Below are 16,548 nucleotides of genomic sequence, written 5' to 3'. Positions count from 1 at the left end.
GTTTTAAATGTAAGGTTTTAGGTGTTCTTTATGAAGAAATAGCAACTTTGTTGATTATCTTTGCAAATTCGAAATTAAGACATACGTTATAAAGATAAATGGATTGCTTTAGAATTGACTTTTATAAACTCGATTCTAAATATCCAAATACCCTAAAGAATAATGGATTTTAAGATACATGGAAAAGATGCCGGAAGTAAGGCAAGAGCAGGAGTAGTAACAACTGATCATGGAGCGATAGAAACACCTATTTTCATGCCAGTGGGAACTGTTGCAACAGTAAAAGGGGTGCATCAAAGAGAATTAAAAGAAGATATCAATCCGGATATTATTCTAGGAAATACATATCATTTATACCTACGTCCTAAAACATCTATTATTGAAGCCGCAGGTGGTCTTCATAAATTTATGAATTGGGATCGAAATATTTTAACTGATAGTGGAGGGTATCAAGTGTATTCTTTATCAGCAAATAGAAAGATTAAAGAAGAAGGAGTGAAATTTAAGAGTCATATTGATGGTTCTTATCATTTTTTTACTCCTGAAAATGTAATGGATATTCAAAGAACCATCGGAGCAGATATTATCATGGCTTTTGATGAATGTACTCCATATCCATGTGATTATAATTACGCAAAACGTTCTATGCATATGACACATCGTTGGTTGGATCGATGTATAAAACGTTTTAACGATACACCTGATAAATATGGATATGAGCAAACGCTTTTTCCTATTGTTCAAGGGTCTACTTATAAAGATTTAAGAAAACAATCTGCTGAATATATTGCAAATTCTGGAGCTAAAGGAAATGCTATTGGTGGACTTTCTGTAGGTGAGCCTGCGGAAGAGATGTATGCGATGACAGAAGTTGTTTGTGATATCCTTCCTGAAGATAAACCTCGATATTTAATGGGGGTTGGAACTCCAATTAATATATTAGAAAATATAGCATTGGGAGTCGATATGTTTGATTGTGTGATGCCGACGAGAAATGCTAGAAACGGAATGTTGTTTACGGCACACGGAACTATAAATATAAAGAATAAAAAGTGGGAAGCAGATTTTTCTCCTATTGATGATATGGCTATTACTGATGTTGATACATATTATACAAAAGCATATTTGCGACACTTATTTGCTGCTAATGAATACCTTGGTAAGCAGATTGCAACAATTCATAATTTAGGATTTTATTTATGGTTGGTTCGTGAAGCAAGAAAACATATCTTAGCGGGAGATTTTACGCAGTGGAAAGATATGATGGTTAAACAAATGGATAAAAGGTTGTAATTTTTTTATTGAATAGAAATTAGTAAGTTTTAAGTTAACTGCTGTTTTGCATAGCGTAGTCGAGATATAAAAACCTAAAACCCCGAAACAAAGAGCAAGTGAAGATTATAGATTGGTATATTCTAAAAAGGTATTTGGCTACCTTTTTTGTGATGATTATGTTGTTTGTTCCTATCGGAATCATGATCGATGTATCTGAAAAAATCGATAAGATGATAGTTAATGAAGCGCCAGCTTCTGCTATTTTGGAATATTATATTGATTTTACATTCTATTTTGCAAGCTTACTTTTTCCTATTTTCCTTTTCTTGTCTATTATATGGTTTACCTCCAAATTGGCAAATAACACAGAAGTGATAGCCATTTTAAGTTCTGGGATATCTTTTTGGCGATTTCTAAGACCTTATTTTATTGGAGCTTCTATTATAGCTGTGTTTTCATTTGTAATGGGGATGTTCATTGTGCCTAAAGCAAGTGAAGGTTATAACGATTTTAGGATAAAATACTTAAAGGGAGGTCGTGATAAAGATCGTGAAACAAATAATATATTCAATCAGATTAATGATAATGAATATATCTATGTGAGTAGTTTTTCTCCTAGTACTAAGATTGGGTATAATTTTACTTTAGAGCATTTTGAGGGCAATGAACTTACTTATAAGATAAAAGCAAGTAACATCCGTTGGATTGAAAAAGATAGTACCTACCGTTTGGCAGGATATGTAAAGCGAAACGTAGGGGAAAATGATGATATACTGGAGAAGAAAAACCGACTCGATAGTTTATTTGAATTTGATCTAGACGATTTAACACCTGTTTCTTATGTTGCTGAAACAAAAAATTTATTTGAGTTAAATGATTTTATAGAGCAGCAACGAAAAAAAGGAGCTGCAAATATTAATACCTATTTAGTAGTAAAATATAAGCGATGGAGTTTGCCTATTTCTGCATTCATTCTTACCATTATTGCCGTTTCTGTATCTTCTATGAAGCGTAGAGGTGGAATGGGAGTTAATCTAGCCGTAGGAATTTCATTGGCTTTTATATATATATTCTTTGATAAAGTTTTTGGTACCATGGCAGAGCAATCCGATTTTAATCCGCTTCTGGCTGTTGCCATTCCTAACATTTTATTTGGTTTCCTTGCTATCTACTTATTAAATAATGCTAAACGATAAACTTAGAAATTATCTCCATTTGCACTTAATAGTGTTCATTTGGGGGTTCACAGCTGTGCTTGGTGCACTAATAACCATCGATGCAATTCCATTAGTATGGTTTAGAATGTTATTGGCAACTTTTTTTGTGTGGCTCTACGTAGCTTTCAAAAAAATATCCCTTCGAGTGCCCAGAAAGGCCTTGATTACATTTGTTATTGCAGGAATTGTAATAGCGTTACATTGGATTACCTTTTTTAAAGCTATTAAGGTTTCTAATGTTTCTGTAACCTTGGCAACCATTTCTACAGGTGCTTTTTTTACTGCTATTTTAGAACCAATTATTTATAAACGAAAAATGATTTGGTATGAAATTGTTTTTGGACTAATAGTAATAGCGGGGCTTTATATTATATTTAATGTAGAAACCCAATATGTCCTCGGAATAGGGCTAGCGCTTATATCGTCCTTGCTCTCTGCTACTTTTTCATTAATAAATGGTAAGCTGGCAAAACAGTATAAACCATCTGTAATCTCTTTTTATGAGCTAGGAAGCGGCGTTGCATTTATAACATTATATTTATTAATATCTGGGGGCTTCTCTCCAGAATTTTTTATACTTTCGACATCAGATTGGATGTATTTATTGTTATTAGGAAGTATTTGTACAGCATATGCTTTTATAGGATCTGTAAAAGTTATGAAGCTAATAAGTCCTTATACAGTAATGCTTACCATTAATTTGGAGCCTATCTACGGAATTATATTAGCCTTTATTATTTTGGGAGAATCCGAAAAAATGAGTGAAGGTTTTTATATAGGAGCATTAATTATTTTGTCTACAGTACTGGCAAACGGTATTTTAAAGAATTCGTTAAAAAGAAAAGCGCTAGTAAGGCAGGCTAAATAGTTTAAAGTTTTATATTTGTAAGCTAATAAAATTATCAAAACAGACTCATGGAGTATTTAGATTTTGAGTTACCAATTAAAGAGCTTGAAGAGCAATTAGGTAAATGTAAAGTTCTAGGATCAGAAAGCGATATTGACGTTTCTGATACCTGCAAGCAATTAGAAAAGAAATTAGAAAAAACCAAAAAGGATTTATATAAAAATCTTACTGCTTGGCAGCGAGTACAATTGTCTAGGCATCCCTCAAGACCTTACACATTAGATTATATCAAAGCAATTTGCGGAGATACATTTTTAGAACTTCACGGTGATAGAAATGTAAAAGACGATAAAGCGATGATTGGTGGTCTTGGAAAAATTGGAGACCAGACTTATATGTTTATCGGTCAGCAGAAAGGTTTTAATACTAAAACTCGCCAATACAGAAATTTCGGTATGGCAAATCCTGAAGGATATCGTAAAGCATTGCGATTAATGAAGATGGCGGAGAAGTTCGGGATTCCTGTAGTTTCTTTAATCGATACTCCTGGAGCATATCCTGGAATTGAAGCTGAAGAAAGAGGGCAAGGAGAAGCTATTGCAAGAAATATATTGGAAATGACACGCCTTAAAGTACCAATTATTGTAATGATTATTGGAGAAGGTGCTTCTGGAGGAGCTTTAGGAATAGGTGTTGGAGATAAAGTAATGATGTTAGAGAATACTTGGTATTCTGTAATCTCTCCAGAATCTTGTTCATCTATCTTATGGAGAAGCTGGGAGTATAAAGAACAAGCAGCAGATGCGCTTAAATTAACGGCTACTGATATGAAGAAATTACATCTCGTAGACGATATTATTAAAGAACCTCTTGGAGGTGCGCATTCTGATAGGGAGACTACTTTTAAAACGGTTGCAAAATATATTACAACTGTTTATGAGGAGTTAGAAAAGTTATCCCCAAAAGATTTGGTTGCACAACGTATGGATAAATATGCAAATATGGGTGTCTTTAAAGGTTAGACCCTTGTATTTGTTACCTTAATGTTAATACCGAAGTTTACGCTTCGGTTTTTTTTACCTTTATTAACAAGAAATGAAAGTTATCAACAGTTAAATTGTTTATAGTCAGTTAAAAACCTACTATGCTATTTAACCTCTTTTCAGATTACAATTATATACATTCGCATTCATGGAAAAAGTAGAGCCAAGACAGGGAGTAAGAGTTGATAAATCTAATGTGATTCAGCTGGAGAAAGGGAAAATACCTCCGCAAGCCATTGATTTAGAGGAGGCTGTATTGGGAGCTATGATGATTGATAAAAAGGGAGTTGATGAAATTATCGATATACTTCATCCAGATGCTTTTTACAAAGAGGCTCATAAATATATTTATGAAGCTGTAGTTCAGCTCTTTGAAACTTCCGAGCCGATTGACTTATTAACAGTTTCCGCTCAATTAAAACGAAACAAAAGAATTGAAGCTGTTGGAGGGGATTTTTACCTCATTCAGCTGACAAAAAAAGTGGCTTCTTCGGCGCATATTGAGTTTCATGCGCGTATTATCTTACAGAAATACATCCAACGTAGCCTTATAAAAATATCAAGTGAGATTATTGAAGATGCTTATGATGAAGGAACTGATGTTTTTAATCTTTTAGATAATGCTGAGGCTAAATTATACGAAGTAACACAAGGAAATATTAAGAAATCTTCTGAATCTGCACAGAGTTTAGTTATTCAGGCAAAAAAGAAGATTGAAGAGATTTCTAATAAAGAAGGGCTTAGTGGAATCCCATCTGGATTCGATAAGCTTGATAAATTAACTTCAGGTTGGCAGCCAAGTGATTTAATTATTGTGGCGGCAAGACCTGGTATGGGTAAAACGGCATTAACGCTTTCTATGGCGAGGAATATTGCTGTTAACTCAAATATTCCTGTAGCATTCTTTTCATTGGAGATGTCCTCTGTACAGTTAATTACTCGTTTAATTTCTTCTGAAACAGGATTATCTTCAGAAAAGTTAAGAACTGGTAAATTAGAAAAGCATGAGTGGGAGCAGCTTAATGTGAAGGTTAAGTCGTTAGAATCTGCGCCGTTATTCATTGATGATACGCCATCATTATCAATCTTCGATTTAAGAGCAAAAGCACGTCGTTTAGCATCTCAGCATGGAATCAAGATGATAATAATTGACTACTTGCAGTTAATGACCGCTGGAGGGAGTCAGAAAGGAGGAAATCGAGAGCAAGAGATTTCTACAATTTCTAGAAACTTAAAAGCATTGGCAAAGGAGCTTAGTGTTCCTGTAATTGCGTTATCTCAGTTATCGCGTGCTGTGGAGACTCGTGGAGGGAGTAAGCGACCGTTACTTTCCGATCTTCGTGAATCTGGAGCGATTGAGCAGGATGCCGATATTGTATCTTTCATCTACCGTCCTGAATATTATAAAATTGATGAGTGGGATGATGATGAAAGAAGTCCTACACAAGGGCAAGCAGAATTTATTATTGCAAAACACCGTAATGGTGGATTAGAGAACATCCGACTTAAATTTATCGGGAATCTTGGTAAGTTTGATAATTTAGATGATTTCGACTCTCCTTTTGAATTTCAATCAAAAATGAATTCAGGAGATGAAAATCCATTTACAACAAAAGAATTGCCAAGTGCAAAAGAAGCTTTTGGAAGTGCAATGAATGATGATTTTGAAGAAGACGATATGCCGTTCTAAATGGTAATATAAATATAGAATTATAAAAAATGACTGGAGCTTTCTCTGGTCATTTTTTGTTTGTGAGCTAGTCAGTTTTTAGCATCTAGTGCATAGCAGTTTATATGATGTAGTTATTTGATGTTTCCTTTGTTGATTATTTCAGCAGAGATTTAAAATTTTAATTTGCCAACACCTAACACCCATATATAACATAAACACTTTGCTTTATAGAAAAAAATAACTTGCTGTGCCTACCAATTATAGTATTTTTGAAGAATGGTATAAAGACATTGATTAAATGAAGGACGATATAAGATCACTTTTAAATATTATTGTTAGGGCGTCAATTGAAGCTGGAGCTGAGATTCTTAAGATATATGATCAAGATGATTTTGGGATTCAGCAAAAAAACGATGCGTCTCCGATTACTCTAGCAGATAAAAATGCAAACGCAGTTATTAATAAACACCTTAAACCTACCGAGATTCCAATAATCAGCGAAGAGAATAATATAGCTGAATTTGAGGAAAGAAAATCATGGAGCCGTTGTTGGATTGTAGATCCTCTTGATGGAACGAAGGAATTTATTAAGAGAAATGGAGAGTTCACGGTGAATATTGCGCTAGTAGAAAATGGATTGCCTATAATGGGTGTTATCTATGTGCCTGTTTCTGGAGATTTGTATTTTGGAATTGTTTCAGAAGGAAAAGCCTATAAAATAAATACATTCAATTTTTCAATTGATTTCCTTGATAAGGCTACTCCATTGTCAGGAAAAGAGAGAAATACTTCAGTAGTGAAAGTGATGGGGAGTAGGTCTCATTTATCTTCAGAAACGGAAAAATACATCAACAAAATCAAAGAATCAGGCAAGGAAGTATCTTTTGTGTCTATCGGAAGTTCAATAAAATTTTGTTATTTGGCGGATGGGAAGGCGTCTATCTATCCTAGATTTTCACCAACTATGGAGTGGGATACATGTGCTGGCGATGCTATTTGTAGTGCTTTAGGACTAAAAGTAGTAGATGCTGTTTCAAAAAAACGATTATTGTATAATAAAAAAGAGTTGGTAAATCCTTCTTTTATTGTAAATTAAATGCAAGATAAATCAAGAAAAAGACATATTGCTAAGGCGATAACTTGGCGTATTGTAGGAACAATAGATACGATAATATTATCGTGGATTATTTCTGGAGATCCCTTTACGGGATTGAAAATTGGATTAGCTGAGGTGGTCACAAAAATGGTGCTTTACTATTTTCATGAACGGATATGGTTTAAAGCCAATGTCCCAGATAGTAAAAGGAGGCATTTATTTAAAACTATTACTTGGCGTTTGTTGGGAACTCTAGATACAATGATATTAGCTTGGGTTATTTCTGGCGATCCTTTTACGGGATTAAAAATTGGAGGAGCCGAGGTTATTACGAAGATGATTTTATATTACTTCCATGAGCGAACTTGGTATAAAATAAACTTCGGTTTAAATAAAAGAAAGAATAAGATTTAATTGATGGAGCAACATATTTTTCCATATAACTTTAAGATAACTCAAGAGGATAGAAATTTATTAAATGGACATCGCTCTTTGCTTATTTGGTTTACAGGATTATCGGGTTCTGGAAAGTCTACGGTGGCAGATGCGCTTGAACAAAAATTAAATTCTGAAAAAATTAGAACTATTATTTTAGATGGAGATAATATTAGAGGTAGACTTTGTAAAGGGTTGGACTTTAGTGCAGAAGCGCGCTCTGAAAATGTGCGTAGAGTTGCAGAAACAGCTAATTTATTACTCCAATCTGGGGTTGTAGTTTTAGCAAGCTTTGTATCACCCTACAAAAAAGATAGAGAATATGTAGAAAAGACAATAAAACCTAATATATTTGTCGAAGTTTATATGAATACCAGTCTTGAAATTTGTAAAAAAAGAGACCAAAAGGGATTGTATAAAATGGCAGAAAAGGGAGAGATAAAAAATCTTACAGGGGTAAATGCTCCTTATGAAGCTCCAGAAAATGCCGATATTGAAATTACAGAAAACGACAGCGCAGAAGAAGCTGTTGCAAAGATATATTTAGAAATTAAGGATCAGTTAGAACTCAAATAAGAATGAGTAAGTATTATTTAAATTATTTAGACGAGTTAGAATCGGAAGCCATTTACGTAATGCGTGAAGTTTGGGCACAGTTTGAAAACCCTGTAATATTATTTTCAGGGGGAAAAGATTCTATAGTGGTAACCCATTTAGCAAAAAAAGCATTTTACCCAGCAAAGATTCCATTTGCATTGATGCATGTAGATACGGGGCATAATTTTCCTGAAACGATTAAGTTTCGTGATGATTTGATAGCGAGTCTTGGTGTGCAATTAATTGTAGGTTCGGTTCAAGAATCTATCGATGAAGGGCGTGTTGCTGAGGAGAAAGGAAAAAGTGCAACTAGAAATGCATTGCAGATTACCACATTATTGGATGCTATAGAAGCGAATAAAGTGGATTGTGCCATTGGTGGTGGACGTAGAGATGAGGAAAAAGCGAGAGCTAAAGAACGTTTCTTTTCACATAGAGACGATTTTGGGCAATGGGATCCTAAAAATCAGCGACCAGAATTGTGGAATCTCTTTAATGGGAAGCAATTTGAAGGAGAGCATTTTCGTGCCTTTCCAATAAGTAACTGGACGGAAATGGATATTTGGAATTATATCAGCAGAGAGAATATAGAAATTCCTTCTCTTTATTTTGCTCACGAAAGAAAAGTAGTTTGGCGAAGTAATTCATGGATTCCACATTCTGAATTCTTGCAATTAGATGATAATGAAGAAGTGGTGACTAAGAAAATCCGCTTTAGAACATTAGGAGATATTACCATTACTGGAGGAATAGAAAGCGATGCTGATACAGTAGAGAAAGTAGCGCAAGAAGTTTCTGCAATGCGACAAACAGAAAGAGGAAATCGCTCTGATGATAAGCGTTCAGAATCCGCCATGGAAGACAGAAAGCGACAAGGGTATTTTTAGTTGGGTCTTAAGCTCTATGCAATATGCTAATTTGCATTAGGCTTGTAATTATGTATGAGAGATTTTAAAAAGTATAATGTTTGGAATGTTAGTCATGAATTTACCTTAGAAATATATAAGGTGACTAAAGGGTTTCCAACGGAGGAAAGATTTCAATTGATATCTCAAATGCAACGAGCAGCTTATTCGATACCATCAAACTTTAGTGAGGGTTGTGGTCGAGGATCTGATAAAGATTTTAATAGATTTATTCAAATCTGTTTAGGGTCAGCGCATGAGTTGGAGTATTTTATTCTCCTTTCTAAGGATTTAAAGTATATTTCTAAAGATATTTTTGATATGCTGACTTTAAAAATTAATGAAATAAAAAGTAAATTATATAATTTAAGCAAGAAGCTAATAGCTTAACACCTAGAGCTTATTGCCTAAAGCCTGAAATAATGCAAATAGATAACAATCAATTATTAAGATTTACAACTGCTGGGAGTGTAGATGATGGAAAGAGTACTTTGATCGGAAGATTATTATTCGATTCAAAATCTATATTCGAAGATCAGTTGGAGGCTATAGAAACCACTAGTAAGAAAAAAGGACATGCAGGGGTAGATTTAGCTTTGTTTACGGATGGCCTTCGCGATGAAAGAGAGCAAGGAATTACCATCGATGTGGCATACAGATACTTTACCACTCCAAAGCGTAAGTTTATTATTGCAGATACACCTGGGCATATTCAGTACACACGAAATATGATTACGGGAGCGTCTACAGCAAATGCAGCAATAATACTGGTAGATGCGCGTCATGGAGTTATTGAGCAAACTAAACGTCATGCATTTATTGCGTCATTACTACAAATTCCACATCTTATAGTTTGTATCAATAAGATGGATTTGGTAGATTTTAAAGAAGATGTTTATAATGATATTATTGCTCAGTTTGAAGAATTTTCATCTAAATTACTAGTGAAAGACGTACGCTTTATTCCTATCAGTGCTTTGTTGGGCGATAATGTTGTTAATCGTTCTAAAAACATGGACTGGTATCAAGGATCTCCTTTACTAGATACATTAGAAACAATGCATATTAGTAGTGATATTAATAAGGTGGATGGGCGTTTTCCTGTGCAAACGGTATTGAGACCACAGAGTGAGGAACATCGTGATTATAGAGGTTATGCAGGGAGAATTTCTAGCGGAATCTTTAGAAAAGGAGATGAGGTTACGGTAATGCCTTCAGGATTTACATCTAAAATTAAATCTATAGATACCTTTGAAAAAGAATTAAACGAAGCATATGCACCAATGTCGGTTTCTATTACTTTAGAAGATGATATTGATATCAGCAGAGGGGATATGATTGTTCGCACCAAAAACAAACCAGAGTCTTCTCAAGATTTAGAGGTGATGTTATGTTGGTTGAATAATGAATCGGCAAAACCGAGAACAAAATATGTAGTTCGTCACACATCGAATGAGCAGATGGCAATGATCAAAGAGGTGATTTATAAAATTGACATCAATACGTTAGCTAGAAAAAATGATGATAAGGAGCTTCATATGAATGATATTAGCAAAGTAAAAATAAGAACTACAAAACCTTTAATGTACGATTCTTACCGTGAGAATAGAATGACAGGAAGCTTAATTTTAATAGATCCAGCAACCAATCAAACGGTAGCTGCAGGAATGATTGTATAGCTCTTAGAGTTTAAAATACATAAAGTAGGCAGGAAAGTGAGCGTTATGCTAGTCACTTTCCTGCCTATTTGTTTTTATAAATAATGGAAACCTTATAGTTTTTTTAACTTTATTCCTATTTCTGTTATTGAATATTATGAATAAGAAGTTCTATTTTTACGAATAATTAGAATTGATTAGAGAAATAATTTTGCGATTATTTGTATAAAATGTTAGTAAAAGGGTTTCTTAACATCAATAAACCTACAAAAATAAATAGATGAAAGATAAATATAAAATTGCAGTAATAGGCCTTGGTTATGTGGGGCTTCCTTTAGCAGTAGAATTTGCTAGAAAAGAGTTTTCAGTAATAGGTTTTGATATAAATACAAAACGAGTATCAGGATTAAAAGAAGGAAAGGATGTTACTGATGAAGTTGCAGATGAAGATTTGCAAAGTGTCCAGGGGATTACGTATAGTTCCGATGAAAGTGATTTAGAAGATTGTAACGTATATATAGTAACAGTTCCTACGCCTGTAAACGACTTTAAACAGCCTGATTTAACGCCTTTAATTTCTGCAAGTACAATGGTGGGGAAATATCTTAAGAAAGGAGATATTGTAATCTATGAATCGACTACATACCCAGGATGTACAGAAGAAGACTGTGTGCCTGTTTTGGAGGCGTCAAGTGGACTAGTTTTTAATCAGGATTTTTTCTGCGGGTACTCTCCAGAACGTATTAATCCAGGAGATAAAGAGCGTAGACTGCCAAATATCATGAAAGTAACTTCCGGAAGTACTCCAGAGATTGCAGAGGAAGTAGATAAATTATATAACGCTATAATTACTGCAGGAACGCATAAGGCATCAAGTATTAAAGTAGCAGAAGCTTCTAAAATTATTGAAAATACACAGCGTGATATTAATATTTCATTGGTAAATGAATTAGCGCTAATTTTTGATAGAATAGGAGTTGACACTGTAGAAGTATTAGAGGCAGCAGGTACAAAATGGAACTTTTTACCTTTCCGCCCAGGGTTAGTAGGGGGGCATTGTATTGGTGTAGATCCATATTACCTAACGCACAAAGCAGAACGATTAGGATATCATCCGCAGGTAATATTATCAGGACGACGCATTAATAACGATATGGGGATTTTTATAGCTAATAAAATCGTTAAATTGATGGTGAAAACTCAGCTCCCTGTAAAAAATGCAAAAGCATTGGTGTTAGGAATAACCTTTAAAGAAAATTGTCCTGATGTTCGAAACTCAAGAGTTATAGATGTTATTGAAGAATTAGAAGGTTTTGGATTGAATGTAGATACCTATGATCCTTTTGCAGACAAAGAGGAAGTGAAAAAGTATTATGGTGTAGACTTAATAGATGAAATTACAGAACGTTACGAAACTATTGTTTTAGCTGTTGGTCATAATCAGTTTTTAGAATTAGATTTTGAAAAATTAAAATCTAGCCCCCGAACAGTTATTTATGATGTAAAAAGTTTTTTACCTAAAGAATTGGTAACAGAAAGATTGTAGTAGATTTGAAGTATGATAGGGAAAAGTGGTAATACAATTTTAATAACAGGAGGTGCTGGATTTATCGGTTCTCATGTAGTGCGCTTGTTTGTAAATAAATACCCCAACACACAAATTGTAAATCTTGATGCGTTAACCTATGCTGGGAATTTGGAGAATCTAAAAGATTTGGAAGGTGCTTCTAATTATACTTTTGTAAAAGGAGATATTACTGAAGCTAATTTTATTAACGATTTATTTCAGCAATATAAGTTTGATGGAGTTATCCATTTAGCAGCAGAAAGCCATGTGGATAGATCGATTACAGATCCCTTAGCCTTTGTTAAAACAAATGTTATTGGGACAATGAATCTTTTAAATGCAGCAAAAGATTTATGGAGAGAAGACTATGATGGAAAGCGTTTTTATCATGTTAGTACTGATGAAGTATATGGATCTTTAGGGGAAACAGGTTTGTTTACAGAAGAAACATCCTACGATCCAAATTCACCTTACTCTGCATCTAAAGCAAGTTCAGACCATTTTGTTAGAGCTTATGGAGAAACTTATGGATTACCATATGTTATTAGTAACTGCTCAAATAATTATGGACCAAATCATTTTCCTGAGAAGTTAATTCCACTTTTTATAAATAATATCATTCAGAAACAAGCATTGCCAGTATATGGTGATGGAAATTACACACGCGACTGGTTGTATGTTTTAGACCATGCAATTGCTATTGATTTAGTGTTTCATAAAGGTAAAAATCACGAAACATATAATATAGGCGGTTTCAATGAGTGGAAAAATATAGACTTAGTGAAAATCCTCTGTAAATTGATGGATGAGAAATTAGGAAGGGTGAAAGGGGAGTCTGAAGCATTGATAACATATGTAAAAGATCGCCCAGGTCATGATTTACGCTATGCTATCGATGCTAGCAAGATAAATAAGCAGTTAGGTTGGGAGCCATCAGTTACTTTTGAAGAAGGGTTGGTAAAAACGATCGATTGGTATTTAGATAATAAAGAATGGCTTAGAAATGTTACTTCTGGAGAATATCAGAGATATTATTAAAAGCAGTATGAGGTTTCGTAGTCGCCCAAAGTCTATTAAAAGATAGGTGAGTGTGCTTCGACAAGCTCAGCATGACAATGATTGAGGGGCTTATTCTGGAGTTGCTCGAAGAGAGTTAGTTAGAGTTTGTCAACCTGAGCTTGTCGAAGGTAAGCTAGAAGGTATGGTAAAGAAGGGATTAGTGCTTCAGTAAGCACAACATGACAATGATTGAGGTGTTATTCTGGGTTTACTTGAAGAGAGTCAGTTAGAGTTTGTCAACCTGAGCCTTTCAAAGGTATGGTAAAGAAGGGATTAGTGCTTCAGTAAGCACAACATGACAATGATTGAGGTGTTATTCTGGGTTTACTAGAAGAGAGTCAGTTAGAGTTTGTCAACCTGAGCCTGTCAAAGGTATGGTAAAGAAGGGATTCGCGCTTCAGTAAGCACAATATGACAATGATTAAGGGCCTTATTCTGGGGTTACTCGAAGAGAGTTAGTTAGGGTTTGTCAACCTGAGCTTGTCGAAGGTAAGCTCAAAGGGATGGTAAAGAAGGGATTCGTGATTTAGTAAGCATAACATGATAATGATTGAGGGTGTTTTCTGGGGTTACTAGAAGAGAGTTAGTTACATTAGTCAACCTGAGCCTGTCGAAGGTAAGGTCGAACAGCAAGTAAAGTTTTTATATGTCTTAATAAGCTCACATAACATAGAAACACAGAATACTGCTAAATAAATAGTTTAACAGCATAACTTAGTAACAATATAACAAAAAAATGAAAGGAATTATTCTCGCTGGAGGTTCAGGGACTAGATTACATCCGTTAACATTGGCGGTAAGTAAGCAGCTTATGCCAGTTTACGATAAGCCTATGATTTATTATCCGCTATCTACTTTAATGAGTGCGGGAATTCAGGAAATTTTGATTATTTCAACTCCAAAAGATTTGCCGTTATTTAAAGATTTGTTAGGAGATGGAAAGAAATACGGTTGTCGTTTTGAATATGAAACTCAAGATAATCCAAATGGATTAGCAGAAGCTTTTATTATAGGAGCGGATTTTATAGGTGATGATAAAGTGGCATTGATTCTAGGAGATAATATATTTTATGGGACTGGGTTAAGTGAGTTACTTAAAGAGAATAATAATCCAAATGGTGGCATAGTTTACGCATATCATGTAAATGATCCTGAGAGATATGGAGTTGTAGAATTTGATGACGAAGGAAGAGCAATTTCTATAGAAGAGAAGCCAATAGAGCCAAAATCAAATTATGCTGTTCCTGGGGTTTATTTTTATGATAATGAGGTGATAGAAATAGCGAAAAATATCAAGCCAAGTAAAAGGGGTGAGTTAGAAATAACAGATGTAAATAGAGTATATCTCGAACAAGGAAAATTGAAGGTTAGTATTATGGATCGTGGTACGGCATGGTTAGATACAGGTACTTTTCAATCGCTGATGCAGGCTTCGCAGTTTGTAGAGGTGTTGGAAGAGAGGCAAGGCTTGAAAATAGGTTCGATAGAAGCTACCGCTTATGAAATGGGGTATATAAATAAGGAACAGTTTATAGCTTTGGCAGAGCCGTTAGTAAAGAGCGGTTACGGAAAGAAATTATTAAGTTTGCTGAAATAATAATGGAGAATGTGCTTCGATAAGCTCAGCATGACATTGATTGAGTTGTTATTTTTGAATCTATTTTGATGTAAGTTGTTACTCTGAATTTATGAAACGTTGGCAAGCAAGAAAATGTGCTTCGACAGGTTTAGCATGACAATGATTAGGCTTTATTCTAAATCTATCTTATTGTATATTGTCATCCTGAGCTTGTCGAAGGCCAGGTCGAAGGACTATTAATACATCTAAATATTAAAAATATGAAAATCTATTATGTATATCTTTTGGAATGCTCAGATGATTCATATTATATTGGTATGACCTCCAATCTCAATAAAAGACTATACGAGCATAATGTAGGAATATATCCTTCTGCTTATACATACAATCGAAGACCCTTAGAGATCAAATGGTTTGCTGAATTTACAAATGTTAATATAGCAATTGAAAAAGAAAAACAACTTAAGGGTTGGAGTAGAAGAAAAAAGAAAGCTTTAATAGAAGAAAATTGGGATAATTTAGTGAAGTTCTCTAAAAACTATACAGAATATGGTAAAGATGGAGATGGTGCTTCGACAAGCTCAGCATGACATAGATTGAGTTGTTATTTTTGAATCTATTTTACTGTAGATTATCACCCTAGTTTATGAAATGTTGGCAAGCAAGGTAAGGTGGTTCGACAGGTTCAGTATGACAATGATTAGGCTTTATTCTAAATCTACTTTATTCTAGATTGTCATCCTGAGTTTATGAAATGTTGGTAAGTAAGACAATGTGCTTCGACAGGTTCAGTATGACAATGATTAAGCTTTTATTCTAAATTTATTTTATTGTAAATTATCACCCTAAGTTTATGAAATGTTGGTAAGCAAGAGAATGTGCTTCGATAGGTTTAGCATGATAATGATTAGGCTTTTATTCTAAATCTATCTTATTGTAGATTGTCATACTGAGTTTATGAATGGTTGGTAAGCAAGAGAATGTGCTTCGGCAGGTTTAGCATGACAATGATTAGGCTTTATTCTAAATTTATTTTATTGTAGATTGTCATCTTGAGCTTGTCGAAGGCCAATTAAAGCAGTCGAATGTGTATGTCAGCCTGAGCTTGTCGAAGGCCAGGTCGAAGGACTATTAATACATCTAAATATTAAAAATATGAAAATCTATTATGTATATATTTTGGAATGCTCAGATGATTCATATTATATTGGTATGACCTCCAATCTCAATAAAAGATTATATGAGCATAATGTAGGAATATATCCTTCTGCTTATACATACAATCGAAGACCTTTAGAGATCAAATGGTTTGCTGAATTTACAAATGTTAATATAGCAATTGAAAAAGAAAAACAGCTTAAGGGTTGGAGTAGAAGAAAAAAGAAAGCTTTAATAGAAGAAAATTGGGATAATTTAGTGAAGTTCTCTAAAAACTATACAGAATATGGTAAAGATGGTGCTTCGACAAGCTCAGCATGACATAGATTGAGTTGTTATTTTTGAATCTATTTTGATGTAAGTTGTCACTCTGAGTTTATGAATGGTTGGTAAGTAAGAGAATATGTTTCGGCAGGTTTAGCATGACATAGATTGAGTTA

16 protein-coding genes are annotated in these 16,548 nt (G+C 34.2%); all 16 read left to right on the top strand.

The window, feature by feature from the left end:
- Positions 1-162: 162 nt before the first annotated feature.
- The 16 genes from tgt to JM658_RS08695 all read left to right on the top strand — a co-directional run bounded on the left by tgt (position 163) and on the right by JM658_RS08695 (position 16,429).
- Positions 163-1,293 carry a tRNA guanosine(34) transglycosylase Tgt gene (gene tgt, locus JM658_RS08770; protein WP_236958883.1) on the top strand — a complete coding sequence of 377 codons (1,131 nt, stop codon included), beginning with the start codon at positions 163-165 and terminating at the stop codon, positions 1,291-1,293.
- A 98-nt stretch (positions 1,294-1,391) separates the two neighbouring features.
- Positions 1,392-2,471, top strand: coding sequence for an LptF/LptG family permease (locus JM658_RS08765; RefSeq protein ID WP_236958882.1), 1,080 nt, complete (start codon positions 1,392-1,394; stop codon positions 2,469-2,471).
- Entirely contained in the window at positions 2,458-3,360 is a 903-nt protein-coding gene (locus JM658_RS08760; protein WP_236958881.1) for a DMT family transporter, read from the top strand. Before JM658_RS08765 ends, JM658_RS08760 begins: the two co-directional genes overlap by 14 nt.
- Positions 3,361-3,407: 47 nt before the next feature.
- Complete coding sequence (locus JM658_RS08755; protein ID WP_236958880.1) at positions 3,408-4,361, top strand: acetyl-CoA carboxylase carboxyltransferase subunit alpha; 954 nt, start codon at positions 3,408-3,410, stop codon at positions 4,359-4,361.
- Positions 4,362-4,530: 169 nt separating this feature from the next.
- Positions 4,531-6,072: a replicative DNA helicase gene (dnaB, locus tag JM658_RS08750; protein WP_236958879.1), complete on the top strand. Its 1,542-nt coding sequence runs from the start codon at positions 4,531-4,533 to the stop codon at positions 6,070-6,072.
- 280 nt (positions 6,073-6,352) lie between these two features.
- Positions 6,353-7,150: a 3'(2'),5'-bisphosphate nucleotidase CysQ gene (gene cysQ, locus JM658_RS08745; RefSeq protein ID WP_236958878.1), complete on the top strand. Its 798-nt coding sequence runs from the start codon at positions 6,353-6,355 to the stop codon at positions 7,148-7,150.
- Positions 7,151-7,564 (top strand): DUF2061 domain-containing protein, encoded by a 414-nt coding sequence (locus JM658_RS08740; protein ID WP_236958877.1) that lies wholly within the window; start codon positions 7,151-7,153, stop codon positions 7,562-7,564. It abuts the gene before it with no gap.
- A gap of 3 nt (positions 7,565-7,567) precedes the next feature.
- The gene (gene cysC, locus JM658_RS08735; protein ID WP_236958876.1) at positions 7,568-8,161 is read left to right on the top strand and encodes an adenylyl-sulfate kinase; all 594 of its coding nucleotides are present in this window, start codon (positions 7,568-7,570) and stop codon (positions 8,159-8,161) included.
- Positions 8,162-8,163: 2 nt separating this feature from the next.
- The gene (gene cysD, locus JM658_RS08730) at positions 8,164-9,069 is read left to right on the top strand and encodes a sulfate adenylyltransferase subunit CysD (protein ID WP_236958875.1); all 906 of its coding nucleotides are present in this window, start codon (positions 8,164-8,166) and stop codon (positions 9,067-9,069) included.
- A 54-nt stretch (positions 9,070-9,123) separates the two neighbouring features.
- A complete protein-coding gene (locus tag JM658_RS08725; RefSeq protein WP_236958874.1) occupies positions 9,124-9,477 on the top strand; it encodes a four helix bundle protein in 354 nt (117 codons plus the stop codon).
- Positions 9,478-9,509: 32 nt separating this feature from the next.
- Entirely contained in the window at positions 9,510-10,766 is a 1,257-nt protein-coding gene (cysN, locus tag JM658_RS08720) for a sulfate adenylyltransferase subunit CysN (protein ID WP_236958873.1), read from the top strand.
- A 259-nt stretch (positions 10,767-11,025) separates the two neighbouring features.
- On the top strand, positions 11,026-12,291 hold the full coding sequence (locus JM658_RS08715; RefSeq protein WP_236958872.1) for a nucleotide sugar dehydrogenase: 1,266 nt from the start codon (positions 11,026-11,028) through the stop codon (positions 12,289-12,291).
- A gap of 12 nt (positions 12,292-12,303) precedes the next feature.
- Positions 12,304-13,350, top strand: a complete 1,047-nt coding sequence (rfbB, locus tag JM658_RS08710) for a dTDP-glucose 4,6-dehydratase (RefSeq protein ID WP_236958871.1) — start codon at positions 12,304-12,306, stop codon at positions 13,348-13,350.
- Positions 13,351-14,107: 757 nt separating this feature from the next.
- Entirely contained in the window at positions 14,108-14,968 is an 861-nt protein-coding gene (gene rfbA / locus JM658_RS08705; protein WP_236958870.1) for a glucose-1-phosphate thymidylyltransferase RfbA, read from the top strand.
- Positions 14,969-15,210: 242 nt separating this feature from the next.
- A complete protein-coding gene (locus JM658_RS08700; protein WP_236958869.1) occupies positions 15,211-15,540 on the top strand; it encodes a GIY-YIG nuclease family protein in 330 nt (109 codons plus the stop codon).
- A gap of 565 nt (positions 15,541-16,105) precedes the next feature.
- Positions 16,106-16,429 (top strand): GIY-YIG nuclease family protein, encoded by a 324-nt coding sequence (locus tag JM658_RS08695; RefSeq protein WP_236958868.1) that lies wholly within the window; start codon positions 16,106-16,108, stop codon positions 16,427-16,429.
- Positions 16,430-16,548: the final 119 nt, after the last annotated feature.

The sequence above is a fragment of the Joostella atrarenae genome, assembly GCF_021764745.1.
Classification (GTDB): Bacteria; Bacteroidota; Bacteroidia; order Flavobacteriales; family Flavobacteriaceae; genus Galbibacter; species Galbibacter atrarenae.
This window is presented reverse-complemented; position numbering and strand designations above follow the sequence as displayed.